The sequence below is a fragment of the Enterobacter sp. BWH64 genome (genome assembly GCF_001037645.1).
Classification (GTDB): domain Bacteria; phylum Pseudomonadota; class Gammaproteobacteria; order Enterobacterales; family Enterobacteriaceae; genus Enterobacter; species Enterobacter hormaechei_C.
This window is the reverse complement of the sequence record NZ_KQ089922.1, coordinates 793,576-816,887: the sequence shown is the minus strand read 5'-3', so window position 1 is coordinate 816,887 and position 23,312 is coordinate 793,576. Positions and strand designations below refer to the sequence as shown.

Sequence of the window (23,312 nt, the reverse complement as noted above, 5' to 3'; positions counted from 1 at the left end):
CCTGGAATTCTACCCCCCTCTACAAGACTCTAGCCTGCCAGTTTCGAATGCAGTTCCCAGGTTGAGCCCGGGGATTTCACATCCGACTTGACAGACCGCCTGCGTGCGCTTTACGCCCAGTAATTCCGATTAACGCTTGCACCCTCCGTATTACCGCGGCTGCTGGCACGGAGTTAGCCGGTGCTTCTTCTGCGGGTAACGTCAATCGACAAGGTTATTAACCTTATCGCCTTCCTCCCCGCTGAAAGTACTTTACAACCCGAAGGCCTTCTTCATACACGCGGCATGGCTGCATCAGGCTTGCGCCCATTGTGCAATATTCCCCACTGCTGCCTCCCGTAGGAGTCTGGACCGTGTCTCAGTTCCAGTGTGGCTGGTCATCCTCTCAGACCAGCTAGGGATCGTCGCCTAGGTGAGCCGTTACCCCACCTACTAGCTAATCCCATCTGGGCACATCCGATGGCAAGAGGCCCGAAGGTCCCCCTCTTTGGTCTTGCGACGTTATGCGGTATTAGCTACCGTTTCCAGTAGTTATCCCCCTCCATCAGGCAGTTTCCCAGACATTACTCACCCGTCCGCCACTCGTCAGCGAAGCAGCAAGCTGCTTCCTGTTACCGTTCGACTTGCATGTGTTAGGCCTGCCGCCAGCGTTCAATCTGAGCCATGATCAAACTCTTCAATTTAAAAGTTTGATGCTCAATGAATTAAACTTCGTAATGAATTACGTGTTCACTCGTTGAGACTTGGTATTCATTTAGTGTCCGAGGACATTAAGAATCCATGTCACTTTGAGTGCCCACACAGATTGTCTGATAAATTGTTAAAGAGCAGTTGCGACGCGCTTCAGCGCTCTGTCGCGAGGTGGCGTATATTACGCTTTCCTCCTTCAGAGTCAACCCGTTATTTCAGGATTTTTTCTCTTCAGCCGACCGGGTTGTCTGTGAAGTGATTCACATCCGCCGTGTCGATGGAGGCGCATTATAGGGATCCCAGTTTTTAGCACAAGTATTTTTTAGATCTTTTTTTCCAACTGATGATTTTCCGTGCTTTTCGCTGAAAACCCACCCGATCCGCTTAAAAATTGACGCATTTTGCCTTGCCTCGATCCAGGAATACGATCAAAGTCTTCTTTAATAGCGCTCATCTGTATCGAGGTAGATATGTTTGCAGTATTACGTCCTTATAAAGATCTGTTCCCCCAAAAAGGCGATCGCGTGATGATCGATGCCAGCAGCGTGGTCATTGGTGATGTTCGCATGGCCGATGATGTCAGCATCTGGCCACTCGTCGCGATCCGGGGCGATGTTAACTACGTTGCAATCGGTGCACGCACCAATATTCAGGACGGCAGCGTGCTGCATGTGACTCATAAGTCATCTTATAACCCTGAGGGCAATCCGCTCATCATTGGGGAAGATGTCACCGTCGGTCATAAAGTGATGCTCCACGGCTGCACAATCGGTAACAGGGTTCTCGTTGGGATGGGATCGATTTTGCTGGATGGCGTCATAGTAGAAGATGACGTAATGATTGGCGCAGGAAGCCTTGTTCCGCAAAACAAACGTCTGGAAAGTGGCTATCTCTATTTAGGCAGTCCGGTTAAACAGATCCGCCCCCTAAAAGAGGCGGAGATCGAAGGATTGAAATACTCAGCGAACAATTACGTTAAATGGAAGAATGACTATCTGGATCAGGATAACCAGACCCAACCCTGATCGTCTTCCTGCTGATCGCGGATCAAATCGCTGGCTTCCTCTTCCAGATCCCAGCGATTTTCGCAAAAGACCGCTAACGGATCTGAACCACCAAAGCGCTGATGCAACGTCTCCCCTTTAATCGCACAGGTGAGCTGCATTCCATGCACCAGCACCGGGAAACAAACCGCTTGCTTATTTTCATCCCAGATTTCTCTGTCGGGAAAATGAATCGCCTGATTCATGCCATCAGTTCCTGTTTCAGCTTTTCGATCACCGGTTCTACAGCAGGTAACACGCCATGCCAGAGTAGCACCGCATGAGCCGCCTGCCCCACCAGCATGCCCAGACCATCAGCCACGTGTTTTGCCCCCTGTTGTTCACACCAGGTCAGAAAGGGCGTTTTCCCTTTTTGATAAAACATGTCATAGGCGTAGATGTGGGAATGAACCAGGGATGCAGGAATCGCCGGGATCTCTCCATTAATACCGCTTGAGGTGGCATTAATTACAAGATCAAATTCGTGACCCGCGAGATCGTCAAGTGCTACCGCAGTTACGCTGCCTGTGTGTGCGAACAACGCCGCCAGCTCTTCTGCTCTGGAGAAGGTACGGTTGGTGATTGTCACCGCACAATCCAGCGAAAGAAGAGGAAGCAATACGCCGCGCGACGCGCCACCCGCGCCGATCAGCAGGATCCGAAAGCCTGGTTTAATAAACGACAGTCGTTCCAGATCGCTGAGTAAACCTATGCCATCGGTGTTATCGCCCAGAAGGCGACCATCTTCGAGCCGCTTAAGAGTATTGACGGCACCAGCGAGCGAGGCACGCTCGGTCAGCTCATCCGCGCGCCCGAAAGCCTCTTCTTTAAAAGGCACCGTGACGTTCGCACCTTTACCACCCGCATCAAAAAAGCTATTCAGCGTCGGTATAAATGCATCAACAGGCGCAAGAACCCGACCATACGGGTGATCTATCTGCAATTGCTCTGCAAACAGCTGATGGATCAGAGGCGACTTACTGTGCGCGATCGGGTTACCAAAAACAGCATAGGTTTCCATAACATTATCCCTGGCGAAAACGTTCGCCGGTCAAGGCATCGCGAATTTCTGACGGGTTAAGACGCCCCCCGGTTTCACCCACGGCTACAGGGAAATCATTCCCGAACTGCGCCAGAACTTCTTCTGTTGTCCGACAAGGGGGAAGCCCGGTCAGGTTGGCGCTGGTTGAAACCAGGGGTTTACCAAATGCCTGGCATAACTCCACCACCAAGGGATGGTCGGTAACGCGTACCGCGAGTGAATCGAAACGCCCGGTTAACCAGCGCGGCGTTGTCGGTTGTGCAGGAAAGACAAACGTAACGGGACCAGGCCACACAGAGAAAATGGTTTCCCGCTGTGCAGGCGTCAGCATGGAATCATCAATATAAGGCTTAAGCTGCTCGTAGTTCGCAGCGATCAAAATCAATCCTTTTTCGACAGGCCGCTGTTTTAGCGCCAGCAGACGGTTAACGGCGACTTCGCTGTCAGGATCGCACCCGACCCCGAAAACGGCTTCTGTTGGATAGGCGATGACTTCTTCTTTTTTCAGGATGTCCACCGCCTGCGCGATGGAGCCTGATGGCAGGTTATTATTCACTGATTTGATCCGCCGAAACCGGCTTTCCACATTGTTTACTGGCGCAAAAGCGTTTCAAGCCTTGCGCGGTTTTCTTTTCTATAAGTAACGGATAATCGCAATGAGGGCAGACGCCCGCTACTGGTTTGAAATTGATAACGAACTGGCATTCAGGATAGCGATCGCACGAATGGAAGGTCTTGCCATAACGAGAGCGGCGCTGCACCAATTGACCACGCTGGCACTGAGGGCAGGCAATTGCCGTTTCATCTGGTTTATCAATTTGTTCCGTATGTTCACATTCCGGATAGCGGCTGCATCCAATAAACATCCCGAACCGCCCCTGCCGCAGCGCCAGTTCGCCGCCACAGAGTGGACAAAGCTGTCCCTCCAGAATTTTGACGATATGTCCGTCCGCCTGGCTTTTCAGGGGACGGACATAATCACATTCCGGATAGTGTGAACAACCGAGAAACGGACCGTGTTTCCCGGACCGAATAACAAGTTCAGCCCCACACTGTGGGCAGGGCTCGTTTTTATGCACCGTGAAGAGTGCTGATTTGGCCATAACAACTCTTGTTGCTGCACATAGAATTAATGCAGCATACCTTCATTCACTTCAAAGAGTAATTCTTCCATTTGCTGATAGGCATTTTCACAGCCTGGGATGTTGAACAGAACCATCAGGATCACCCATTTGAGATCTTCCAGTTCAAATTCAGCAGTATCCAGCGCCATGACGCGCTCTATCACCATCTCTCTCGTTTCGAGGTTTAGCACCTGAATCTGCTCGAGGAATAAAATGAATCCCCGGCAGCTGGCATCCAGCCTTTCACACTCTTCAGCTGTATAGATGCGCACAGACAATGGGTCAGAAGCAAGCTGCATCGGTTCGGCGAGGCCGTCCTGATAATCAGCCAACTTATCCAGCCACATCAACGCATTATAAATATCTTCCCGCTCAAAACCTGCGTCGGTCAGATCCCGTGTTAATTTGTCCTGATCCACCTGCATTTCTGCTTCGTTGTGGATGTAAGTCTCAAACAAATACATCAGTACGTCGAACATGGCATGCCCTCCTTAATCGGACATAGCCGCCGGGTACAGCTGCGATCCACCCTGCTAACTCCAGTTCGAGTAGCTGTGCTACCGTTACTGGCACAGGTTGGCCGGCACGTTCAGCGACAACGTCAACAGGTGTTACCTCATCTCCTACGTTAGCCAGGAGCTTGGGAAATGGCAATGCTACTGCCTCCTGATCCGATGAAATATGTCGCTTTTGGAGATCATCCTGCAACCAATGCAATCCATATTGCAAATTTTCCAGGATATCCTCTTTACAGGTCACCAGCGTCGCCCCCTGTTTTATCAGCCAGTGAGGGCCTTCGCAGCCAGGGTTCCCCAACGGGCCGGGTAGCGCAAAAACTTCACGCCCCTGCTCCAGTGCGCACCTTGCGGTAACCAGCGATCCACTCCGAATCGCAGCTTCGACCACCAGCACGCCCTGGCTTAACCCACTGATGATCCGGTTACGCCGTGGAAAGTTACCCGGTCTGGGCGATGTCGAAAGTGAAAACTCAGATACTATCGCCCCCTCTGAAGCGATAAGTTGCTCAGCCAGAATGTGATGACGACGCGGATAGAGACTAAAAAGACCATTGCCAAGCACGGCGACACTTCGCCCTTTTGCTGACAACGCCGCATGATGTGCCACACCATCGATGCCGCAAGCCAGGCCACTAGTGATCGTAAAGCCACATTGGGATAGCTGTTCACTCAGCATTTTCCCCCACCGCTCGCCATACCACGAGGGCGCACGGCTGCCCACAACCGCAAGCTGCATGCTATTAAGCACGTCAACGCGGCCTCGCACAAATAGCGCCCCGGGAAAATCAGGTATAGAACGTAACAATGGCGGAAAGCGAGGATCATCCGCTGTGAGAAGGTGGTTGTCGGTGTGTTCCAGCCATTCCAGACTACGTTCAAGCTCACTCTCACTGAACGAAAAAAACTTTACGGCATGTTTGGGCAAAAGCCCTGACGCGTTGACAGCTTCAGCATCGACGGTTGCCTGGCGAAGCAGCCTCTGCGCAATCTCCAGCATCGCGTCACCGTATAACGACCCGATGTTTATAAGCCGTAACCATATCTCTGTGGACGTCATCCTTTTCCCTGCCATAAGCAGCCTCAGCAATCTTTGCGATTGGTCACTGATGCTGTCAATCGACCGGGGATTTGTCTAGAATAGAAGTAATATTCTTATCAACTCCTGAACACGACTCTGGAAATTTATGGCAGTTTTGCAAGTGTTACATATTCCTGACGAGCGCCTTCGCATCGTCGCGGAACCGGTTAAAGAAGTGAATGCAGAAATTCAGCGTATCGTCGATGATATGTTCGATACCATGTACGCTGAAGAAGGCATTGGCCTTGCCGCGACCCAGGTAGACATTCACAAACGTATTATTGTGATCGACGTTTCTGAAAATCGTGATGAGCGCCTGGTGCTGATCAACCCTGAGATGCTGGAAAAAAGCGGCGAAACAGGTATTGAGGAAGGCTGTCTGTCTATCCCTGAACAGCGCGCTTTGGTGCCACGTGCCGAAAAAGTTAAAATCCGCGCACTGGATCGTGACGGCAATCCGTTTGAGCTGGAAGCCGACGATCTGCTGGCGATTTGCATTCAGCATGAGATGGATCACCTGGTCGGTAAGCTGTTTATCGATTACCTCTCACCGCTGAAGCAACAGCGTATTCGTCAGAAAGTTGAGAAACTGGATCGTTTACGTTCTCGCGCTTAACGCCCCCCGGATACAAGGAATAACGTGTCTACATCACTACGTATAATCTTCGCGGGTACCCCTGATTTTGCAGCGCGTCATCTCGACGCGCTGCTATCGTCTGGTCATCAGATTGTTGGCGTATTTACTCAGCCTGATCGTCCGGCTGGCCGCGGTAAAAAACTGATGCCTGGCCCGGTTAAAGTGCTGGCAGAAACGCATGGTTTGCCGGTTTTCCAACCTGCATCATTACGACCTCAGGAAAACCAGCAGTTAGTGGCAGACCTGAACGCTGACGTGATGGTAGTTGTGGCTTACGGCCTCATTCTGCCGAAAGCGGTACTCGATATGCCCCGCCTGGGCTGTGTTAACGTTCATGGTTCCTTGCTCCCACGCTGGCGTGGTGCAGCCCCTATTCAGCGCGCTCTGTGGGCAGGCGATGCTGAAACTGGCGTGACAATCATGAAGATGGACGTAGGTTTAGACACGGGCGACATGCTGTATAAACTGGCGTGTCCCATTACCGCAGAAGATACCAGCGCCACGCTGTATGACAAGCTGGCGGATCTCGGTCCGCAGGGGCTGATTGAGACGTTGCAACAGCTTGCTGACAATACAGCGACACCTGAAGTGCAGGATGAGGCACAGGTGACCTATGCTGAAAAACTGAGTAAAGAAGAAGCCCGGATCGACTGGTCCCTGTCAGCAGCTCAACTCGAACGCTGTATCCGCGCCTTTAATCCATGGCCGATGAGCTGGTTGATGATTGATGAGCAGCCAGTGAAAGTCTGGAAAGCTTCAGTTATTAACGGCAATACTTCGGCAGAGCCCGGTACGATTATCGACGCCAGCAAAAACGGTATCCAGGTTGCGACCGGAGAAGGGATCCTGAATCTTGAATCGCTGCAACCGGCCGGTAAAAAGGCAATGAGCGCGCAGGATCTATTAAATTCCCGTCGTGAATGGTTCATCCCTGGCAATCGCCTTGCCTGAACAAATTTACTCTTAAGGCCCGGTGTTTCCGGGCATTTTTATTTTTACGGTTATGAAAAGACAAAATCTACGCACTATGGCGGCTCAGGCCGTTGAGCAGGTTATCGAGCAGGGCCAGTCACTGAGTAATGTCCTGCCTCCACTGCAACAAAAGGTTTCCGATAAAGACAAAGCACTGCTTCAGGAGCTGTGCTTTGGCGTGCTGCGCACCCTCTCTCAGCTTGAATGGTTAATTAATAAGCTGATGTCACGCCCAATGAGCGGCAAGCAGCGTACCGTGCATTATTTGATCATGGTCGGTTTCTACCAGCTGCTTCATACCCGCATTCCACCTCATGCTGCGCTGGCTGAGACAGTGGAGGGTGCCGTTGCGATTAAACGTCCCCAGCTGAAAGGATTGATTAATGGCGTGCTGCGTCAGTTCCAGCGTCAGCAGGACGAACTGCTGGCAGAATTTGCGCAAAGCGAAGCGCGCTTCCTGCACCCTGAATGGCTGCTGAATCGCCTTAAAAAAGCCTACCCACAGCAATGGCAAGACATTGTGGATGCCAATAACCAACGTCCGCCGATGTGGTTACGCGTCAATCGTAACCATCATACCCGCGACGCATGGCTGGCCCTGCTGGAAGAGGCCGGAATGAGCGGCTTCACACACGCTGCTTATCCTGATGCGGTTCGTTTAGCCTCCCCTGCACCGGTACATGCATTACCCGGTTTTGAAGAGGGCTGGGTAACGGTACAGGACGCATCCGCTCAGGGCTGCATGACCTGGCTTGAACCGAAAGACGGGGAGCAGATCCTTGATCTCTGTGCAGCGCCAGGGGGGAAAACAACGCATATTCTGGAAGTGGCGCCGCAGGCCAGCGTGATGGCCGTGGATGTTGATGAGCAGCGTCTTTCACGCGTCTATGACAACCTCAAGCGTCTGGGTATGAAAGCTCAGGTTAAGCAAGGCGATGGACGTAAACCCGCAGACTGGTGTGGTGATACCAGGTTCGATCGTATTTTGCTGGACGCCCCTTGCTCAGCAACTGGCGTGATTCGTCGTCATCCCGATATCAAATGGCTGCGTCGCGATCGTGATATCAAGGAGCTTGCCCAGTTGCAATCCGAAATTCTGGATGCCATCTGGCCGCATCTCAAACCCGGCGGAACCCTGGTGTATGCAACCTGCTCTGTTCTCCCGGAAGAGAACCGTCAGCAAATTGCGGCCTTCCTGAAACGCACCCCGGACGCTACGCTGCATGATACGGGAACACCTGAGCACCCGGGTCTGCAAAACCTGCCGGGCGCAGAAGAGGGTGATGGTTTCTTTTACGCTAAGCTAATCAAAGAGTGATGTTGAGAACAGGTCACGAAAGATGAAAATTATCATTCTGGGCGCAGGGCAAGTTGGCGGAACGCTGGCGGAAAATCTCGTGGGCGAAAACAACGATATCACCATTGTGGATACCAATGGCGATCGCCTGCGCGTTTTGCAGGACAAGTTTGATCTTCGTGTTGTACAGGGGCACGGCTCTCACCCACGTGTGCTTCGGGAGGCGGGCGCGGACGATGCCGACATGCTGGTTGCAGTAACCAGTTCTGATGAAACCAACATGGTTGCATGTCAGGTGGCCTACTCGCTTTTCAACACACCGAACCGCATCGCCCGCATTCGCTCCCCGGACTATGTCCGGGATGCGGAAAAGCTGTTTAATTCCGAAGCAGTACCTATCGACCATCTTATTGCCCCTGAACAGCTGGTTATCGACAGTATTTATCGTCTGATTGAGTACCCGGGCGCGTTGCAGGTTGTGAACTTTGCGGAAGGAAAAGTAAGCCTGGCGGTTGTGAAGGCTTATTACGGCGGCCCGCTGATTGGTAATGCCCTGTCGACAATGCGCGAGCATATGCCACATATCGATACGCGTGTTGCGGCGATTTTCCGTCACGACAGACCTATTCGTCCGCAAGGGTCCACCATTGTCGAAGCCGGGGATGAAGTCTTCTTTATTGCGGCTTCTCAGCATATCCGTGCGGTGATGAGTGAACTTCAGCGTCTCGAAAAACCGTATAAACGTATTATGCTGGTTGGCGGCGGTAATATTGGCGCAGGTCTGGCGAGACGGCTGGAAAAAGACTACAGCGTGAAGCTGATCGAACGAGATCAACAGCGCGCGTCGGAGCTGGCTGAAAAGCTTCAGAATACTATCGTGTTTTATGGCGATGCTTCGGATCAGGAATTGCTGGCCGAAGAGCATATCGATCAGGTTGATCTTTTTATTGCCGTCACCAACGACGACGAAGCGAATATTATGTCCGCCATGCTCGCTAAACGTATGGGGGCGAAAAAAGTAATGGTGCTTATCCAGCGTAAGGCTTATGTCGACCTGGTACAGGGTAGCGTAATTGATATTGCTATTTCGCCTCAGCAAGCCACCATTTCTGCCCTGCTAAGCCATGTACGTAAAGCGGATATTGTCGGCGTGTCGTCTCTTCGTCGTGGTGTTGCTGAAGCCATTGAAGCCGTCGCTCATGGGGATGAAACGACGTCGCGCGTTGTTGGTCGCGCGATCGACGAAATTAAACTTCCACCAGGCACCATTATCGGCGCCGTAGTACGAGGTAACGATGTCATGATCGCCAATGATAATTTACGTATTGAGCAGGGTGACCACGTTATTATGTTCCTGACCGATAAAAAATTTATTACCGACGTCGAGCGTTTATTCCAGCCAAGCCCGTTCTTCCTGTAATGATTTGGGTGCTCAGACGAGAGCACCCAAATATTAACCTTCTAATTTTCATGCCTTTTATTTTTCATAGCGATTATTTATCCCCAATGGCAATTAGCTAATCATTTGTTAAACTTATAGGCGTCAGCTGGCACAAGGAGAACATAATGAGTTTTATTAAAGAGTTTCGCGAATTTGCGATGCGCGGGAATGTGGTGGATTTGGCTGTGGGTGTCATTATTGGTGCGGCGTTCGGTAAGATCGTTTCATCATTAGTCGCCGACATTATTATGCCGCCGTTAGGACTGTTGATTGGAGGCATTGATTTCAAACAGTTCGCCTTCACCCTTCGGGAGGCTCAGGGCGATATCCCTGCGGTTGTAATGCACTATGGCGTATTCATTCAGAACGTATTTGATTTCGTGATCGTGGCATTTGCCATTTTCATGGCGATCAAACTTATCAACAGACTTAACCGTAAAAAAGAAGAACCGGCTGCTGCCCCGCCAGCACCAACTAAAGAAGAAGTCTTACTGACTGAAATTCGCGATCTGTTAAAAGAGCAGAACAACCGCGTTTAATCAGGCGACAGAAACAGAAAGGCCAGTGGTAAAAAAGCGATTAGCTTGCTTGCCACTGGCCTCCCAGTTACCCCGTTGTGCATGTTTACCTTTACGTAAATAACTCCCTTTTCCTTTCTTGTTCTTCTCAACACGCTGTCTGAAAAGCGGGTCGTGAAGCAATGCCTCAATGGCGTTATCCTTAATTTGTCCCTTCGTATGCTGATAGCGGCTCATCATTTCTCCTGAGCATAGTTAATGTCGGCGGGAGTCTAGTCCCTGGCTGATAAAAAATCAACAACCCTGAGTTTCACTACTGGCGCCCTGTTCAAGAGCTTCCAGTATTGAGCAATAAACACTGCTATGAGCGGTACCGCAGCACGCGTCATTTAACCTTTGCAGAGATCGCTGCATGGCTTGCAGCTCCTGAATGCGTCCTTCAACTTCATCCAGCCGGGCCTGAACGATGCTTTTAGATTCCTGACACGTATGATGTTCAGGATCGATACGGATCGACAGCAGTTCACGGATCGACTCCAGCGTGAAGCCGAGTTGCCGTGCATAGCGGATAAAACGAAGGCGTTGCAGGTCGTTATCCGTATAAAGGCGAAATCCACCTTCCGTTCTGACCTCATGATCGATCATCTGCTGCTTTTCGTAGTAGCGGATAGTATCCGGCGTTACGTTAGCAAGCTTCGCAAGTTCACCTATGCGGTACATGGCTACTCCTCGTTTATTTTTTGCATTAACCTTTCACTGTACTCACCATGCAAAAAGTCAGTATTCATTCCCGTCTGGCGCAGTTTTAGCTCGATGAGCGCCAACCGACGACTGATTTCGGAGTACCGCGGGTCATTCTTATGAATGCCTTTAAGCAGATCGGCAAGCTCGACGGCTTCATTGCGTTGCTGAAGTTCAGGCGGTAAACAACCTGCGTTTTTCAGTAAGCGATAACCGGCCCGTAATTCAGGGGGAATATGTGAATCATCGTCCAGAATCAGCGGCTCACCGCTACCGGGAAGATTTTCGAACTCGCCTTTGTTTTGGGCATCGCAAATATGGCGTTCAGCCCACTGATCGAGCAACCACATAATGAACTCCAGGGGGTGAGCAGAAAAGATACAGACATTGTAGATAAGTGGAGATTCTGCGGATATAAAAAAACCCGCCGAGGCGGGTTTTTTTACGTTACTACAGATTACTCTGCAGCAGCTTCTGCTTTCTCTGAACGATCAACCAGCTCGATGTAAGCCATCGGCGCGTTGTCGCCTGCACGGAAGCCACACTTCAGAATGCGAGTGTAACCACCGGCACGGCTCGCGAAACGCGGGCCCAGTTCGTTAAACAGTTTTGCCACGATCTCGTTATCACGAGTACGGGCGAATGCCAGACGACGATTAGCAACGCTGTCAGTCTTGGCAAGAGTAATCAGCGGCTCAACTACGCGACGCAGCTCTTTCGCTTTAGGCAGGGTCGTCTTGATGATTTCATGACGAACCAGTGAACCTGCCATGTTGCGGAACATAGCCTGGCGATGGCTGCTGTTGCGGTTCAGTTGACGACCACTCTTACGATGGCGCATGACCTTATCCTTCTCAGTAAAACCTTAACCTGTGATCCGGTTACTCGTCAGCAATGCTTGCCGGTGGCCAGTTTTCCAGGCGCATGCCCAGAGACAGACCACGTGAAGCCAGCACGTCTTTAATCTCGGTAAGAGATTTTTTACCCAGGTTCGGCGTTTTCAGCAACTCAACCTCGGTACGCTGTACCAGATCACCGATATAGTGGATAGCTTCTGCCTTGAGGCAGTTAGCAGAGCGGACAGTCAATTCCAGATCGTCAACAGGGCGCAGCAGGATCGGATCGAATTCTGGTTTCTCTTCTTTCACTTCCGGCTGACGTACATCACGTAAGTCAACGAAAGCTTCCAGTTGTTCTGCCAGGATGGTTGCCGCACGACGAATCGCCTCTTCAGGATCGATTGTGCCATTGGTTTCCATTTCGATGACCAGCTTGTCCAGGTCGGTACGCTGTTCTACACGCGCTGCTTCAACATTGTAGGCAATACGCTCTACAGGGCTGTAACATGCGTCGACCAGCAGACGGCCGATTGGGCGCTCATCTTCTTCCGAATGAATTCGGGCAGAAGCCGGCACATAACCACGACCGCGCTGAACTTTGATACGCATGCTAATAGCTGCGTTCTCATCGGTCAGGTGGCAGATCACGTGCTGCGGCTTGACGATTTCAACATCACCGTCGTGGGTGATGTCGGCTGCAGTCACAGGGCCAATGCCAGATTTATTCAGAGTAAGAATAACTTCATCTTTACCCTGAACTCTCACCGCCAGCCCTTTCAGGTTGAGCAGGATTTCAAGGATATCTTCCTGAACGCCTTCTTTGGTGCTGTACTCATGAAGTACACCATCAATCTCAACCTCGGTCACCGCGCAACCCGGCATCGATGAGAGCAGAATACGGCGCAGTGCGTTACCCAGAGTATGGCCAAAGCCACGCTCTAAAGGCTCAAGGGTCACCTTGGCGTGCGTCGAACTCACTTGCTCGATATCTACCAGGCGCGGTTTTAGAAACTCTGTCACAGAACCCTGCATTGTGTCCTCTCTTTGGTACTAAGCTTTACTTGGAGTAAAGCTCGACGATCAGGTGTTCGTTAATGTCCGCAGACAGATCAGAACGTTCTGGCTGACGCTTGAACGTACCTTCCATCTTGCCAGCATCAACTTCCAGCCAGGTTGGCTTTTCACGCTGCTCAGCCAGCTCCAGAGCGGCTTTCACGCGAGATTGCTTTTTCGCTTTCTCACGAATGCTAACAACGTCATTCGCTTTAACCTGATAAGAAGCGATGTTAACAACACGACCGTTTACCATGATTGCTTTATGGCTAACCAGCTGGCGTGATTCAGCACGAGTCGCGCCGAAGCCCATACGGTATACAACGTTGTCCAGACGACCTTCCAGCAGAGCCAGCAGGTTTTCACCTGTGTTGCCTTTCAGACGTGCTGCTTCTTTATAGTAGTTACGGAACTGACGCTCCAGCACACCGTAGATACGGCGAACTTTTTGCTTTTCACGCAACTGCACACCATAGTCAGACAGACGCGGTTTACGCGCACCGTGCTGGCCAGGAGCTTGTTCAATTTTACACTTGGTATCGATCGCGCGAACGCCAGACTTAAGGAATAAGTCGGTGCCCTCACGACGGCTCAGCTTGAGCTTAGGACCCAAATATCTTGCCATTTTCTATCTCCAACTAACCTAAAAAACGAGCGTTATACGCGACGTTTTTTCGGCGGACGACAACCGTTATGAGGGATCGGAGTCACATCAGTAATATTCGTGATGCGGAAACCAGCGGCGTTCAGAGCGCGAACAGTAGATTCACGACCCGGACCCGGACCTTTAACCATAACTTCCAGATTCTTGATGCCGTATTCTTTTACGGCTTCAGCGCAACGCTCTGCTGCAACCTGAGCTGCGAACGGAGTGGATTTGCGAGAACCACGGAAACCGGAACCACCGGCTGTTGCCCAACCCAATGCGTTACCCTGACGATCAGTAATAGTAACGATGGTGTTGTTGAAAGAAGCATGGATATGAGCCACGCCGTCAGAGACTTGTTTTCTTACACGTTTACGTGCACGAACTGGTGCCTTTGCCATTATTCAATCACCCCGATTATTTCTTGATCGGTTTGCGCGGACCCTTACGGGTACGTGCGTTGGTCTTAGTACGCTGACCGCGCACTGGCAGACCACGACGATGACGCAAACCGCGATAGCAACCAAGATCCATCAGGCGCTTGATGCTCATGCTGATTTCACGGCGCAGATCACCTTCAACGACAAATTTGGCAACTTCGTCACGCAGCGTGTCGATTTGTTCTTCAGACAGCTCACTGATCTTAACATCTTCAGCGATACCCGCTGCAGCCAGAATGGCTTTAGAACGGGTCTTGCCGACGCCATAGATCGAAGTTAATGCGATCACAGCATGTTTCTGATCAGGAATGTTAATGCCTGCTATACGGGCCACTATGCACTCCTACTATTTAATATGTACGCACCATGCTGAAAAGCCCGTTTTCAGGATACTCAAATGGAAACGTACAGACATACAAAAGATTGGCTGGCTAATCTAGCCAGCTCAACCCAACTTTGCAAGAAAAATATGCGAAATAATCAGCCTTGGCGCTGTTTATGCTTCGGCTCGGCACTGCAAATCACACGGATGACACCATCACGCTTAACGATTTTGCAGTTACGGCATAATTTCTTGACGGAAGCACGAACTTTCATTTTTACTCTCCGTAACTTCTCAGGCGACCAGTTAGCGGCCGTAGCCTTTCAGGTTCGCCTTCTTCAATGCAGACTCATACTGACTGGACATCATCAGAGTTTGCACTTGAGCCATAAAGTCCATAATCACGACCACAACGATAAGCAGTGAGGTCCCACCGAAGTAGAACGGTACTTTCATTGCATCACGCATGAACTCCGGGATCAGGCAGATAAAAGTAATATAAAGCGCACCAACCAAAGTCAGGCGAGTCATTACTTTATCGATATACTTCGCCGTTTGCTCTCCCGGACGAATTCCTGGTACAAATGCACCGGACTTCTTCAGGTTATCTGCTGTTTCACGCGGGTTGAAGACCAACGCCGTGTAGAAGAAACAGAAGAAGATGATCGCAGACGCATAGAGTAACACATAAAGTGGTTGCCCAGGCTGCAAATACAGCGAAATTGTTGTCAGCCAGTTCCAACCAGTACCGCCCCCGAACCATGACGCGATGGTTGCCGGGAACAGAATAATACTGGAAGCGAAGATAGCCGGGATAACCCCCGCCATATTCACTTTCAGCGGTAAATGTGTGCTCTGTGCAGCATAGACACGACGACCCTGCTGACGTTTAGCGTAGTTCACCACAATGCGGCGTTGACCACGTTCAACGAAGACAACAAAGAACGTCACTGCAAATACTAATACTGCAACCAACAGCAACAGGAGGAAGTGCAGGTCGCCTTGACGCGCTTGCTCGATAGTATGGGCGATGGCCGGCGGGAGACCCGCAACGATACCGGCGAAGATAATGATTGAGATACCGTTACCGATACCTCGTTCAGTAATCTGTTCGCCGAGCCACATCAGGAACATGGTCCCTGTGACCAGACTTACAACAGCGGTGAAATAGAATGCAAAGCCTGGGTTTAATACCAGGCCCTGCATACCAGGCATATTCGGAAGACCGGTAGCAATACCGATCGACTGGAATATTGCCAGCACCAGAGTGCCGTAACGGGTGTACTGGCTAATCTTACGACGTCCAGACTCCCCTTCTTTCTTCAACTCTGCCAGGGCCGGATGAACGACCGTCAGCAGCTGGATAATAATCGATGCCGAAATGTACGGCATAATACCCAGTGCGAAAATAGAAGCACGGCTGAGAGCACCACCAGAGAACATGTTGAACATTTCAATGATGGTGCCTCGCTGTTGCTCAAGCAGTTTGGCAAGTACAGCGGCATCAATACCAGGGATCGGAATAAAAGAGCCAATACGGAACACAATCAGCGCGCCGATTACAAACAGCAGTCTGCGTTTCAGCTCGCCAAATCCACCTTTGGCACTTTGAAAATCTAATCCCGGTTGCTTAGCCATCTGCTACTTATTCCTCAATTTTACCGCCAGCAGCTTCGATAGCAGCACGAGCACCTTTAGTAACACGCAGGCCACGAACAGTTACCGGAGTAGAAACTTCACCAGCCAGGATCACTTTCGCGAACTCGATCTGGATACCGATAATGTTAGCCGCTTTCAGCGTGTTCAGGTCTACAACGCCGCCTTCAACTTTCGCCAGGTCAGACAGACGGATTTCCGCTGTGATCGCTGCTTTGCGAGAGGTGAAGCCGAACTTCGGCAGACGACGGTACAGTGGCATCTGGCCACCCTCGAAACCGCGACGTACGCCACCGCCAGAACGAGAGTTCTGACCTTTGTGACCACGACCACCGGTTTTGCCGAGGCCAGAACCGATACCACGACCCAGGCGTTTACCCGCCTTTTTAGAGCCTTCGGCCGGAGACAGAGTATTTAAACGCATCTCTTACTCCTCAACTTTAACCATGAAGTAAACCGCGTTGACCATACCACGAACAGCAGGAGTATCCTCGCGCTCAACGGTATGACCAATACGACGCAGACCCAGGCCAAGCAGCGTTGCCTTGTGTTTCGGCAGACGACCGATTGCACTGCGGGTTTGAGTGATTTTAATAGTCTTTGCCATGGTCAATTACCCCAGAATTTCTTCAACGGATTTACCACGCTTGGCAGCGACCATTTCTGGAGAATTCATATTTTCCAGGCCATCAATAGTTGCACGAACCACGTTGATCGGGTTGGTGGAACCATATGCTTTAGCCAGAACGTTATGAACTCCAGCAACTTCCAGAACGGCGCGCATTGCACCACCGGCGATGATACCGGTACCTTCGGAAGCTGGCTGCATGAATACACGAGAACCCGTGTGAACACCTTTAACTGGGTGTTGCAGGGTACCGTTGTTCAGCGCGACGTTAATCATATTGCGACGGGCTTTTTCCATCGCTTTCTGGATCGCTGCTGGAACTTCACGCGCTTTACCGTAACCAAAACCAACGCGACCGTTACCATCACCCACTACAGTCAGAGCTGTGAAGGAGAAAATACGACCACCTTTAACGGTTTTAGATACGCGGTTTACCGCGATCAGCTTTTCCTGCAGTTCGCCAGCCTGTTTTTCGATGTGAGCCATCTTACACCTCTACCTTAGAACTGAAGGCCAGCTTCACGGGCAGCATCTGCCAGTGCCTGGACACGACCATGATATTGGAACCCGGAACGGTCAAAGGAAACATTGCTGATGCCTTTTTCCAGAGCGCGTTCAGCGACAGCTTTACCTACAGCTGCTGCGGCGTCTTTGTTACCGGTATACTTCAATTGTTCTGAGATAGCTTTTTCTACAGTAGAAGCAGCTACCAGAACTTCAGAACCGTTCGGTGCAATTACCTGTGCGTAAATATGACGCGGGGTACGATGTACCACCAGGCGAGTTGCACCCAGCTCTTTGAGCTTGCGGCGTGCGCGGGTCGCACGACGGATACGAGCAGATTTCTTATCCATAGTGTTACCTTACTTCTTCTTAGCCTCTTTGGTACGCACGACTTCGTCGGCGTAACGAACACCCTTGCCTTTATAAGGCTCAGGACGACGGTAGGCGCGCAGATCTGCTGCAACCTGACCGATCAGCTGTTTATCAGCGCCTTTCAGCACGATTTCAGTCTGAGTCGGGCATTCTGCAGTGATACCGGCCGGCAGCGGATGCTCAACAGGGTGTGAGAAGCCCAGAGACAGGCCTACTGCATTCCCTTTGATAGCTGCACGATAACCTACACCAACCAGCTGAAGCTTTTTAGTGAAGCCTTCGGTAACACCAACAACCATTGAGTTCAGCAGGGCACGCGCGGTACCAGCCTGAGCCCATCCATCCACGAAACCATCACGTGGACCGAAGGTCAGAGCGTTATCTGCATGTTTAACTTCAACAGCATTGTTGAGGGTACGAGTCAGCTCGCCGTTTTTACCTTTGATCGTAATAACCTGACCGTCGATTTTTACATCAACGCCGGCAGGAATAACGACCGGTGCTTTAGCAACACGAGACATTCTTTCCTCCGATTAGGCTACGTAGCAGATAATTTCGCCACCAAGACCAGCCTGGCGCGCTGCACGATCAGTCATAACACCTTTAGAGGTAGAAACAACTGCGATACCAAGACCAGCCATTACTTTTGGCAGCTCATCTTTTTTCTTATAGATGCGCAGGCCTGGGCGGCTGACACGCTGAATGCTTTCTACAACAGCTTTACCCTGGAAATACTTGAGAGTAAGTTCCAGTTCCGGCTTGGTGTCGCCTTCAACTTTAAAATCTTCGATAAAACCTTCTTCCTTCAGCACGTTGGCAATTGCCACTTTCAGCTTGGCGGAAGGCATGGTGACCGCAACTTTGTTCGCGGCCTGACCGTTACGGATACGGGTCAGCATATCCGCGATCGGATCTTGCATGCTCATCTGTCTTTACTCCCGTGATTCAATTGGTAATTACCAGCTAGCCTTTTTCAAGCCTGGCACTTCACCGCGCATGGCGGCTTCACGCAGTTTGATACGGCTCAACCCAAACTTGCCCACATAACCATGTGGACGACCTGTTTGACGACAGCGGTTACGCTGACGAGACGGGCTGGAATCACGCGGCAGAGACTGCAGCTTGAGAACCGCATTCCAACGATCTTCGTCGGAAGCGTTCACATCAGAAATGATCGCTTTCAGTTCAGCGCGTTTAGCGAAGAATTTATCAGCTAAAGCTACGCGCTTTACTTCGCGTGCTTTCATTGATTGCTTAGCCATTCAGTAACCCTACCTTACTTGCGGAACGGGAAGTCAAAGGCAGCCAGCAGAGCACGGCCTTCTTCATCAGATTTCGCAGTAGTGGTAATGGTAATATCCAAACCACGCACGCGGTCGACTTTATCGTAGTCGATTTCTGGGAAGATGATCTGCTCACGGACACCCATGCTGTAGTTACCACGACCGTCGAAAGACTTAGCGGACAAGCCACGGAAGTCACGGATACGTGGAACAGCAATAGTGATCAGGCGCTCAAGGAACTCCCACATGCGTTCGCCACGCAGAGTTACTTTACAGCCGATCGGATAGCCCTGACGGATTTTGAAGCCTGCAACAGATTTGCGTGCTTTGGTGATCAGCGGTTTTTGACCGGAGATTGCTGTCAGGTCAGCTGCTGCGTTATCCAGCAGTTTCTTGTCAGCGATCGCTTCACCAACACCCATGTTCAGGGTGATCTTCTCGACCCGAGGGACTTGCATGACAGAATTGTAGTTAAACTCAGTCATGAGTTTGTTAACTACTTCGTCTTTGTAGTAATCATGCAGTTTCGCCATCGTACTACTCCAAATTACTTGATAGTTTCGCTGTTAGATTTGAAGAAACGGACTTTTTTACCGTCTTCGAATCTAAAGCCTACACGGTCAGCCTTGCCGGTAGCCGCATTGAAGATTGCAACGTTAGAAACCTGAATAGCAGCTTCTTTTTCAACGATGCCGCCTGGTTGGTTCAGGGCCGGAACCGGCTTCTGATGTTTCTTAACCAGGTTGATACCTTCAACGACAAGTTTGCCGGAAGACAGAACATTTTTTACTTTACCGCGTTTACCTTTATCTTTACCGGTTAACACGATAACTTCGTCATCACGACGGATTTTCGCTGCCATGATTCGCTCCTTAGAGTACTTCTGGTGCCAGAGAGATAATTTTCATGAACTTCTCAGTACGAAGTTCACGAGTTACCGGCCCAAAGATACGCGTGCCGATAGGCTGCTCGCTGTTATTGTTTAAAATAACGCATGCATTACCATCGAAGCGAATGACAGAACCGTCAGGGCGACGAACACCCTTCTTGGTGCGCACCACTACCGCCTTCAGCACATCACCTTTTTTGACCTTACCACGTGGAATTGCTTCCTTGATGGTGATCTTGATGATGTCGCCTACGCCTGCGTAGCGACGGTGCGAGCCACCCAGAACCTTGATACACATTACGCGACGTGCACCGGAGTTGTCGGCGACGTTCAGCATAGTCTGTTCTTGGATCATTTTAGTGCTCCGCTAATGTCAACTACTACCTGAGACTCTAAAATCAGAGCCGTTAAAAAGCCCCATATCGAGGGCGCGGCATTATAACACCGCTTCTGCAATATGGGTAGAAAAAATAAACGGCTCATCGCTGAGCCGTTTATTCGTATTGAGAATGCGTACTCTATTACAGAACCGCTTTCTCTACAACGCGAACCAGCGTCCAGGACTTAGTCTTGGACAGTGGACGGCATTCACGGATTTCAACCTTGTCGCCGATACCACATTCGTTGTTCTCGTCATGTACGTGCAGTTTGGTCGTACGCTTGATGAATTTACCGTAGATCGGGTGTTTCACAAAACGTTCGATAGCTACAACAATGGATTTCTCCATTTTATCGCTAACAACACGACCTTGCAGAGTACGGATTTTATCGGTCATTACGCACCCGCCTTCTGAGTCAGTAAAGTCTTAACGCGCGCAACATTGCGACGCACTTGCTTCAGCAGGTGAGTCTGTTGCAGCTGGCCACTTGCAGCCTGCATACGCAGGTTGAACTGCTCACGCAGCAGGTTCAGCAGCTCAGCGTTCAGCTCTTCAACGCTTTTTTCACGCAGCTCTTTTGCTTTCATTACATCACCGTCTTAGTTACAAAGGTGGTTTTGATAGGCAGTTTCGCTGCTGCCAGGCCGAAGGCTTCACGGGCCAGCTCTTCCGGAACACCGTCCATTTCATAAAGGACTTTGCCCGGTTGGATCAAGGCAACCCAGTACTCCACGTTACCTTTACCTTTACCCATACGAACTTCCAGTGGCTTCTCGGTGATCGGTTTGTCCGGGAATACACGGATCCAGATCTTACCTTGACGCTTAACTGCACGGGTCATTGCACGACGTGCTGCTTCGATCTGACGTGCAGTCAGACGACCACGGCCAACAGCTTTCAGACCGAAAGTGCCGAAGCTAACATCCGTACCCTGCGCCAGACCACGGTTGCGGCCTTTGTGCACTTTACGGAATTTTGTACGCTTTGGTTGTAACATCAGCGACGCTCCTTATTTACGGCCTTTACGCTGCTGCTTTTTAGGTTGAGCAGCCGGTTTTTCCGGTTGTTCAACAGCAGCCATACCACCCAGGATCTCACCTTTGAAGATCCATACCTTAACGCCGATTACACCGTAAGTGGTGTGCGCTTCAGAGGTGTTGTAGTCGATGTCAGCACGCAGAGTGTGCAGCGGTACGCGACCTTCGCGGTACCATTCGGTACGTGCGATTTCCGCGCCGCCCAGACGGCCGCTAACTTCAACTTTGATACCTTTAGCGCCCAGACGCATTGCGTTCTGTACAGCACGCTTCATAGCACGACGGAACATAACGCGACGTTCCAGCTGAGAAGTGATGCTGTCAGCAACCAATTTAGCGTCCAGTTCAGGCTTACGAACTTCAGCGATATTGATCTGTGCAGGAACGCCAGCGATATCCGCTACGACCTTGCGCAGTTTTTCTACGTCTTCGCCTTTCTTACCGATAACGATGCCAGGGCGAGCAGTGTGAATAGTCACACGGATGCTCTTAGCTGGACGCTCGATAACGATACGAGATACAGACGCTTTAGCCAGTTCCTTAGTCAGGTACTGACGTACTTTAAAATCGCTGTCCAGGTTGTCAGCGAATTCTTTGGTGTTCGCAAACCAGGTAGAGTTCCATGGTTTTACAATACCCAGGCGAATACCATTAGGATGTACTTTCTGACCCATTGCTAGTCTCCAGAGTCTCAGCGATCGGACACAACCACAGTAATGTGGCTGGTGCGCTTCAGGATGCGATCTGCACGACCTTTCGCACGCGGCATAATGCGCTTCATGCTTGGGCCTTCATCTACGAAAATTTTCGCGACTTTCAGATCGTCGATGTCAGCGCCATCGTTGTGTTCAGCGTTAGCAATGGCAGATTCCAGTACTTTCTTGACCAATACCGCAGCTTTCTTGTTGGTATAGGTCAGGATGTCCAGGGCCTGCGACACTTTCTTACCGCGAATCAGGTCAGCAACAAGGCGAACCTTCTGTGCAGAAGAACGAGCATGGCGATGTTGAGCTAAAGTTTCCATCTCTTCCTCCTACCTTATTTCTTCTTCGCTTTTTTATCAGCAGCGTGGCCGCGATAAGTACGAGTCGGTGCGAATTCACCCAGTTTGTGACCAACCATTTCGTCGGTAACAAAGACTGGAACGTGCTGACGACCATTATGGACAGCGATGGTCAAACCGATCATGTTAGGAAAGATCGTTGAACGACGGGACCAAGTGCGCAGGGGCTTCTTGTCTCCGCTTTCCACCGCTTTCTCTACCTTCTTCAGCAAGTGCAGGTCAATAAAAGGACCTTTCTTGAGAGAACGTGGCATGGCTTATCCTCTAAAATTATTTGCTACGGCGACGTACGATAAATTTATCAGTACGCTTGTTGCTGCGGGTCTTCTTACCTTTGGTCTGAACGCCCCACGGAGTTACCGGGTGCTTACCAAAGTTACGACCTTCACCACCACCATGTGGGTGGTCGACTGGGTTCATCGCAGTACCGCGAACGGTAGGACGAACACCACGCCAGCGTGCAGCACCAGCTTTACCCAGAACGCGCAGCATATGCTCAGCATTGCCAACTTCGCCCAGAGTAGCGCGGCAGTCTGCTTCGACTTTACGCATTTCACCAGAACGCAGACGCAGGGTGACATAAGCACCGTCACGCGCAACGATCTGAACGTAAGTACCCGCGGAACGCGCCAGCTGACCGCCTTTACCTGGTTTCATTTCTACGTTATGAACGGTAGAACCAACCGGGATATTGCGCATCGGCAGGGTGTTGCCTGCTTTGATTGCAGCATCAACGCCAGACTGAATCTGGTCGCCAGCTTTCAGGCCTTTAGGGGCCAGGATGTAACGGCGTTCGCCATCTTTGTACAGAACCAGCGCGATGTTCGCGGAACGGTTCGGATCGTACTCAAGACGCTCAACAACTGCTGGGATACCGTCTTTGTTGCGTTTGAAGTCAACAATACGATAAGCCTGCTTGTGGCCACCACCGATGTGACGAGTGGTGATACGGCCATTGTTGTTACGACCACCGGATTTGCTGTTTTTTTCCAGCAACGGAGCAAAAGGTTTGCCCTTGTGCAGCTCAGGGTTAACCACTTTAACTACGTGGCGACGACCCGGAGATGTCGGTTTACATTTAACAACTGCCATTGTATTA

39 protein-coding genes and 1 other annotated feature are annotated in these 23,312 nt (G+C 50.8%); of the genes, 6 read left to right on the top strand and 33 right to left on the bottom strand.

The window, feature by feature from the left end; genetic code table 11:
* Positions 1 to 127 precede the first annotated feature (127 nt).
* Positions 128 to 675: a sequence feature (16S ribosomal RNA rRNA prediction is too short), on the bottom strand.
* Between the two features lie 485 nt (positions 676 to 1,160).
* Positions 1,161 to 1,715, top strand: a complete 555-nt coding sequence (locus tag SK50_RS03935) for a gamma carbonic anhydrase family protein (protein WP_003863357.1) — start codon at positions 1,161 to 1,163, stop codon at positions 1,713 to 1,715.
* Here the strand turns inward: SK50_RS03935 and SK50_RS03930 are convergent.
* The 6 genes from SK50_RS03930 to dprA are packed head-to-tail and all read right to left on the bottom strand — an operon-like array spanning position 1,691 to position 5,474.
* Positions 1,691 to 1,939: a DUF1488 family protein gene (locus SK50_RS03930; protein WP_015571398.1), complete on the bottom strand. Its 249-nt coding sequence runs from the start codon at positions 1,937 to 1,939 to the stop codon at positions 1,691 to 1,693. The genes SK50_RS03935 and SK50_RS03930 overlap by 25 nt on opposite strands.
* Positions 1,936 to 2,754, bottom strand: coding sequence for a shikimate dehydrogenase (aroE, locus tag SK50_RS03925; protein ID WP_015571399.1), 819 nt, complete (start codon positions 2,752 to 2,754; stop codon positions 1,936 to 1,938). Before aroE ends, SK50_RS03930 begins: the two co-directional genes overlap by 4 nt.
* Positions 2,755 to 2,758: 4 nt before the next feature.
* Positions 2,759 to 3,331: an L-threonylcarbamoyladenylate synthase type 1 TsaC gene (gene tsaC, locus SK50_RS03920; protein ID WP_017693886.1), complete on the bottom strand. Its 573-nt coding sequence runs from the start codon at positions 3,329 to 3,331 to the stop codon at positions 2,759 to 2,761.
* On the bottom strand, positions 3,324 to 3,878 hold the full coding sequence (locus SK50_RS03915; protein WP_017383725.1) for a DNA topoisomerase family protein: 555 nt from the start codon (positions 3,876 to 3,878) through the stop codon (positions 3,324 to 3,326). The genes tsaC and SK50_RS03915 overlap by 8 nt, the downstream gene beginning before the upstream one ends.
* Positions 3,879 to 3,904: 26 nt before the next feature.
* On the bottom strand, positions 3,905 to 4,378 hold the full coding sequence (gene smg, locus SK50_RS03910; RefSeq protein ID WP_000460665.1) for a DUF494 family protein Smg: 474 nt from the start codon (positions 4,376 to 4,378) through the stop codon (positions 3,905 to 3,907).
* Positions 4,350 to 5,474, bottom strand: coding sequence for a DNA-protecting protein DprA (dprA, locus tag SK50_RS03905; protein WP_032649694.1), 1,125 nt, complete (start codon positions 5,472 to 5,474; stop codon positions 4,350 to 4,352). The genes smg and dprA overlap by 29 nt, the downstream gene beginning before the upstream one ends.
* 127 nt (positions 5,475 to 5,601) lie before the next feature.
* Here dprA and def point away from each other — a divergent pair, with 127 nt between their 5' ends.
* From def to mscL, 5 genes are all read left to right on the top strand, one after another.
* Positions 5,602 to 6,111, top strand: a complete 510-nt coding sequence (def, locus tag SK50_RS03900) for a peptide deformylase (RefSeq protein WP_015571402.1) — start codon at positions 5,602 to 5,604, stop codon at positions 6,109 to 6,111.
* Between the two features lie 24 nt (positions 6,112 to 6,135).
* The gene (gene fmt / locus SK50_RS03895; protein ID WP_017693884.1) at positions 6,136 to 7,083 is read left to right on the top strand and encodes a methionyl-tRNA formyltransferase; all 948 of its coding nucleotides are present in this window, start codon (positions 6,136 to 6,138) and stop codon (positions 7,081 to 7,083) included.
* 52 nt (positions 7,084 to 7,135) lie between these two features.
* Positions 7,136 to 8,422 (top strand): 16S rRNA (cytosine(967)-C(5))-methyltransferase RsmB, encoded by a 1,287-nt coding sequence (rsmB, locus tag SK50_RS03890; protein ID WP_032621001.1) that lies wholly within the window; start codon positions 7,136 to 7,138, stop codon positions 8,420 to 8,422.
* Positions 8,423 to 8,444: 22 nt separating this feature from the next.
* Positions 8,445 to 9,821: a Trk system potassium transporter TrkA gene (gene trkA / locus SK50_RS03885; protein ID WP_003863337.1), complete on the top strand. Its 1,377-nt coding sequence runs from the start codon at positions 8,445 to 8,447 to the stop codon at positions 9,819 to 9,821.
* Between the two features lie 146 nt (positions 9,822 to 9,967).
* Positions 9,968 to 10,381, top strand: a complete 414-nt coding sequence (mscL, locus tag SK50_RS03880) for a large-conductance mechanosensitive channel protein MscL (RefSeq protein ID WP_003863335.1) — start codon at positions 9,968 to 9,970, stop codon at positions 10,379 to 10,381.
* Here the strand turns inward: mscL and SK50_RS03875 are convergent, their stop codons facing one another.
* From SK50_RS03875 to rplB, 27 genes are all read right to left on the bottom strand, one after another.
* Positions 10,382 to 10,597 (bottom strand): alternative ribosome-rescue factor A, encoded by a 216-nt coding sequence (locus SK50_RS03875; protein WP_017383729.1) that lies wholly within the window; start codon positions 10,595 to 10,597, stop codon positions 10,382 to 10,384.
* 57 nt (positions 10,598 to 10,654) lie between these two features.
* Positions 10,655 to 11,080: a Zn(2+)-responsive transcriptional regulator gene (gene zntR, locus SK50_RS03870; RefSeq protein ID WP_003863328.1), complete on the bottom strand. Its 426-nt coding sequence runs from the start codon at positions 11,078 to 11,080 to the stop codon at positions 10,655 to 10,657.
* Between the two features lie 2 nt (positions 11,081 to 11,082).
* Positions 11,083 to 11,451 carry a DnaJ family domain-containing protein gene (locus SK50_RS03865; protein WP_023295520.1) on the bottom strand — a complete coding sequence of 123 codons (369 nt, stop codon included), beginning with the start codon at positions 11,449 to 11,451 and terminating at the stop codon, positions 11,083 to 11,085.
* 107 nt (positions 11,452 to 11,558) lie between these two features.
* Positions 11,559 to 11,942 carry a 50S ribosomal protein L17 gene (gene rplQ, locus SK50_RS03860; RefSeq protein WP_001216368.1) on the bottom strand — a complete coding sequence of 128 codons (384 nt, stop codon included), beginning with the start codon at positions 11,940 to 11,942 and terminating at the stop codon, positions 11,559 to 11,561.
* 40 nt (positions 11,943 to 11,982) lie between these two features.
* Entirely contained in the window at positions 11,983 to 12,972 is a 990-nt protein-coding gene (gene rpoA, locus SK50_RS03855; protein ID WP_002919219.1) for a DNA-directed RNA polymerase subunit alpha, read from the bottom strand.
* A gap of 25 nt (positions 12,973 to 12,997) precedes the next feature.
* Entirely contained in the window at positions 12,998 to 13,618 is a 621-nt protein-coding gene (gene rpsD, locus SK50_RS03850) for a 30S ribosomal protein S4 (RefSeq protein ID WP_003863314.1), read from the bottom strand.
* 32 nt (positions 13,619 to 13,650) lie between these two features.
* A complete protein-coding gene (gene rpsK / locus SK50_RS03845; RefSeq protein WP_003863312.1) occupies positions 13,651 to 14,040 on the bottom strand; it encodes a 30S ribosomal protein S11 in 390 nt (129 codons plus the stop codon).
* Positions 14,041 to 14,056: 16 nt separating this feature from the next.
* Positions 14,057 to 14,413: a 30S ribosomal protein S13 gene (rpsM, locus tag SK50_RS03840; protein WP_003863308.1), complete on the bottom strand. Its 357-nt coding sequence runs from the start codon at positions 14,411 to 14,413 to the stop codon at positions 14,057 to 14,059.
* Positions 14,414 to 14,559: 146 nt separating this feature from the next.
* Positions 14,560 to 14,676: a 50S ribosomal protein L36 gene (gene rpmJ, locus SK50_RS03835; protein ID WP_000868187.1), complete on the bottom strand. Its 117-nt coding sequence runs from the start codon at positions 14,674 to 14,676 to the stop codon at positions 14,560 to 14,562.
* 31 nt (positions 14,677 to 14,707) lie between these two features.
* Positions 14,708 to 16,039 carry a preprotein translocase subunit SecY gene (gene secY, locus SK50_RS03830; RefSeq protein ID WP_003863305.1) on the bottom strand — a complete coding sequence of 444 codons (1,332 nt, stop codon included), beginning with the start codon at positions 16,037 to 16,039 and terminating at the stop codon, positions 14,708 to 14,710.
* A gap of 7 nt (positions 16,040 to 16,046) precedes the next feature.
* Entirely contained in the window at positions 16,047 to 16,481 is a 435-nt protein-coding gene (gene rplO, locus SK50_RS03825; RefSeq protein WP_003863304.1) for a 50S ribosomal protein L15, read from the bottom strand.
* 3 nt (positions 16,482 to 16,484) lie between these two features.
* On the bottom strand, positions 16,485 to 16,664 hold the full coding sequence (rpmD, locus tag SK50_RS03820; RefSeq protein ID WP_003863301.1) for a 50S ribosomal protein L30: 180 nt from the start codon (positions 16,662 to 16,664) through the stop codon (positions 16,485 to 16,487).
* A 6-nt stretch (positions 16,665 to 16,670) separates the two neighbouring features.
* Positions 16,671 to 17,171: a 30S ribosomal protein S5 gene (rpsE, locus tag SK50_RS03815; protein WP_003863299.1), complete on the bottom strand. Its 501-nt coding sequence runs from the start codon at positions 17,169 to 17,171 to the stop codon at positions 16,671 to 16,673.
* 14 nt (positions 17,172 to 17,185) lie between these two features.
* The gene (gene rplR / locus SK50_RS03810; RefSeq protein ID WP_003863297.1) at positions 17,186 to 17,539 is read right to left on the bottom strand and encodes a 50S ribosomal protein L18; all 354 of its coding nucleotides are present in this window, start codon (positions 17,537 to 17,539) and stop codon (positions 17,186 to 17,188) included.
* Between the two features lie 9 nt (positions 17,540 to 17,548).
* Positions 17,549 to 18,082 carry a 50S ribosomal protein L6 gene (gene rplF / locus SK50_RS03805; protein WP_006178917.1) on the bottom strand — a complete coding sequence of 178 codons (534 nt, stop codon included), beginning with the start codon at positions 18,080 to 18,082 and terminating at the stop codon, positions 17,549 to 17,551.
* Between the two features lie 12 nt (positions 18,083 to 18,094).
* Positions 18,095 to 18,487: a 30S ribosomal protein S8 gene (gene rpsH / locus SK50_RS03800; RefSeq protein WP_006178918.1), complete on the bottom strand. Its 393-nt coding sequence runs from the start codon at positions 18,485 to 18,487 to the stop codon at positions 18,095 to 18,097.
* Between the two features lie 30 nt (positions 18,488 to 18,517).
* A complete protein-coding gene (gene rpsN / locus SK50_RS03795) occupies positions 18,518 to 18,823 on the bottom strand; it encodes a 30S ribosomal protein S14 (RefSeq protein ID WP_003863291.1) in 306 nt (101 codons plus the stop codon).
* A gap of 14 nt (positions 18,824 to 18,837) precedes the next feature.
* Positions 18,838 to 19,377, bottom strand: coding sequence for a 50S ribosomal protein L5 (gene rplE, locus SK50_RS03790; protein ID WP_003863290.1), 540 nt, complete (start codon positions 19,375 to 19,377; stop codon positions 18,838 to 18,840).
* Positions 19,378 to 19,391: 14 nt separating this feature from the next.
* Positions 19,392 to 19,706, bottom strand: coding sequence for a 50S ribosomal protein L24 (gene rplX / locus SK50_RS03785; protein WP_003863287.1), 315 nt, complete (start codon positions 19,704 to 19,706; stop codon positions 19,392 to 19,394).
* Between the two features lie 10 nt (positions 19,707 to 19,716).
* On the bottom strand, positions 19,717 to 20,088 hold the full coding sequence (gene rplN / locus SK50_RS03780) for a 50S ribosomal protein L14 (protein ID WP_002919748.1): 372 nt from the start codon (positions 20,086 to 20,088) through the stop codon (positions 19,717 to 19,719).
* 166 nt (positions 20,089 to 20,254) lie between these two features.
* The gene (gene rpsQ / locus SK50_RS03775; RefSeq protein ID WP_002438707.1) at positions 20,255 to 20,509 is read right to left on the bottom strand and encodes a 30S ribosomal protein S17; all 255 of its coding nucleotides are present in this window, start codon (positions 20,507 to 20,509) and stop codon (positions 20,255 to 20,257) included.
* Positions 20,509 to 20,700, bottom strand: a complete 192-nt coding sequence (gene rpmC / locus SK50_RS03770; RefSeq protein ID WP_003863282.1) for a 50S ribosomal protein L29 — start codon at positions 20,698 to 20,700, stop codon at positions 20,509 to 20,511. The genes rpsQ and rpmC overlap by 1 nt, the downstream gene beginning before the upstream one ends.
* Entirely contained in the window at positions 20,700 to 21,110 is a 411-nt protein-coding gene (gene rplP / locus SK50_RS03765; protein ID WP_002919759.1) for a 50S ribosomal protein L16, read from the bottom strand. Before rplP ends, rpmC begins: the two co-directional genes overlap by 1 nt.
* Before the next feature lie 12 nt (positions 21,111 to 21,122).
* Positions 21,123 to 21,824, bottom strand: coding sequence for a 30S ribosomal protein S3 (gene rpsC, locus SK50_RS03760; RefSeq protein WP_000529945.1), 702 nt, complete (start codon positions 21,822 to 21,824; stop codon positions 21,123 to 21,125).
* 17 nt (positions 21,825 to 21,841) lie between these two features.
* On the bottom strand, positions 21,842 to 22,174 hold the full coding sequence (gene rplV, locus SK50_RS03755; protein WP_002919773.1) for a 50S ribosomal protein L22: 333 nt from the start codon (positions 22,172 to 22,174) through the stop codon (positions 21,842 to 21,844).
* A gap of 14 nt (positions 22,175 to 22,188) precedes the next feature.
* Complete coding sequence (rpsS, locus tag SK50_RS03750) at positions 22,189 to 22,467, bottom strand: 30S ribosomal protein S19 (protein WP_001138117.1); 279 nt, start codon at positions 22,465 to 22,467, stop codon at positions 22,189 to 22,191.
* A 16-nt stretch (positions 22,468 to 22,483) separates the two neighbouring features.
* Positions 22,484 to 23,305 carry a 50S ribosomal protein L2 gene (gene rplB / locus SK50_RS03745; RefSeq protein WP_000301859.1) on the bottom strand — a complete coding sequence of 274 codons (822 nt, stop codon included), beginning with the start codon at positions 23,303 to 23,305 and terminating at the stop codon, positions 22,484 to 22,486.
* Positions 23,306 to 23,312: the final 7 nt, after the last annotated feature.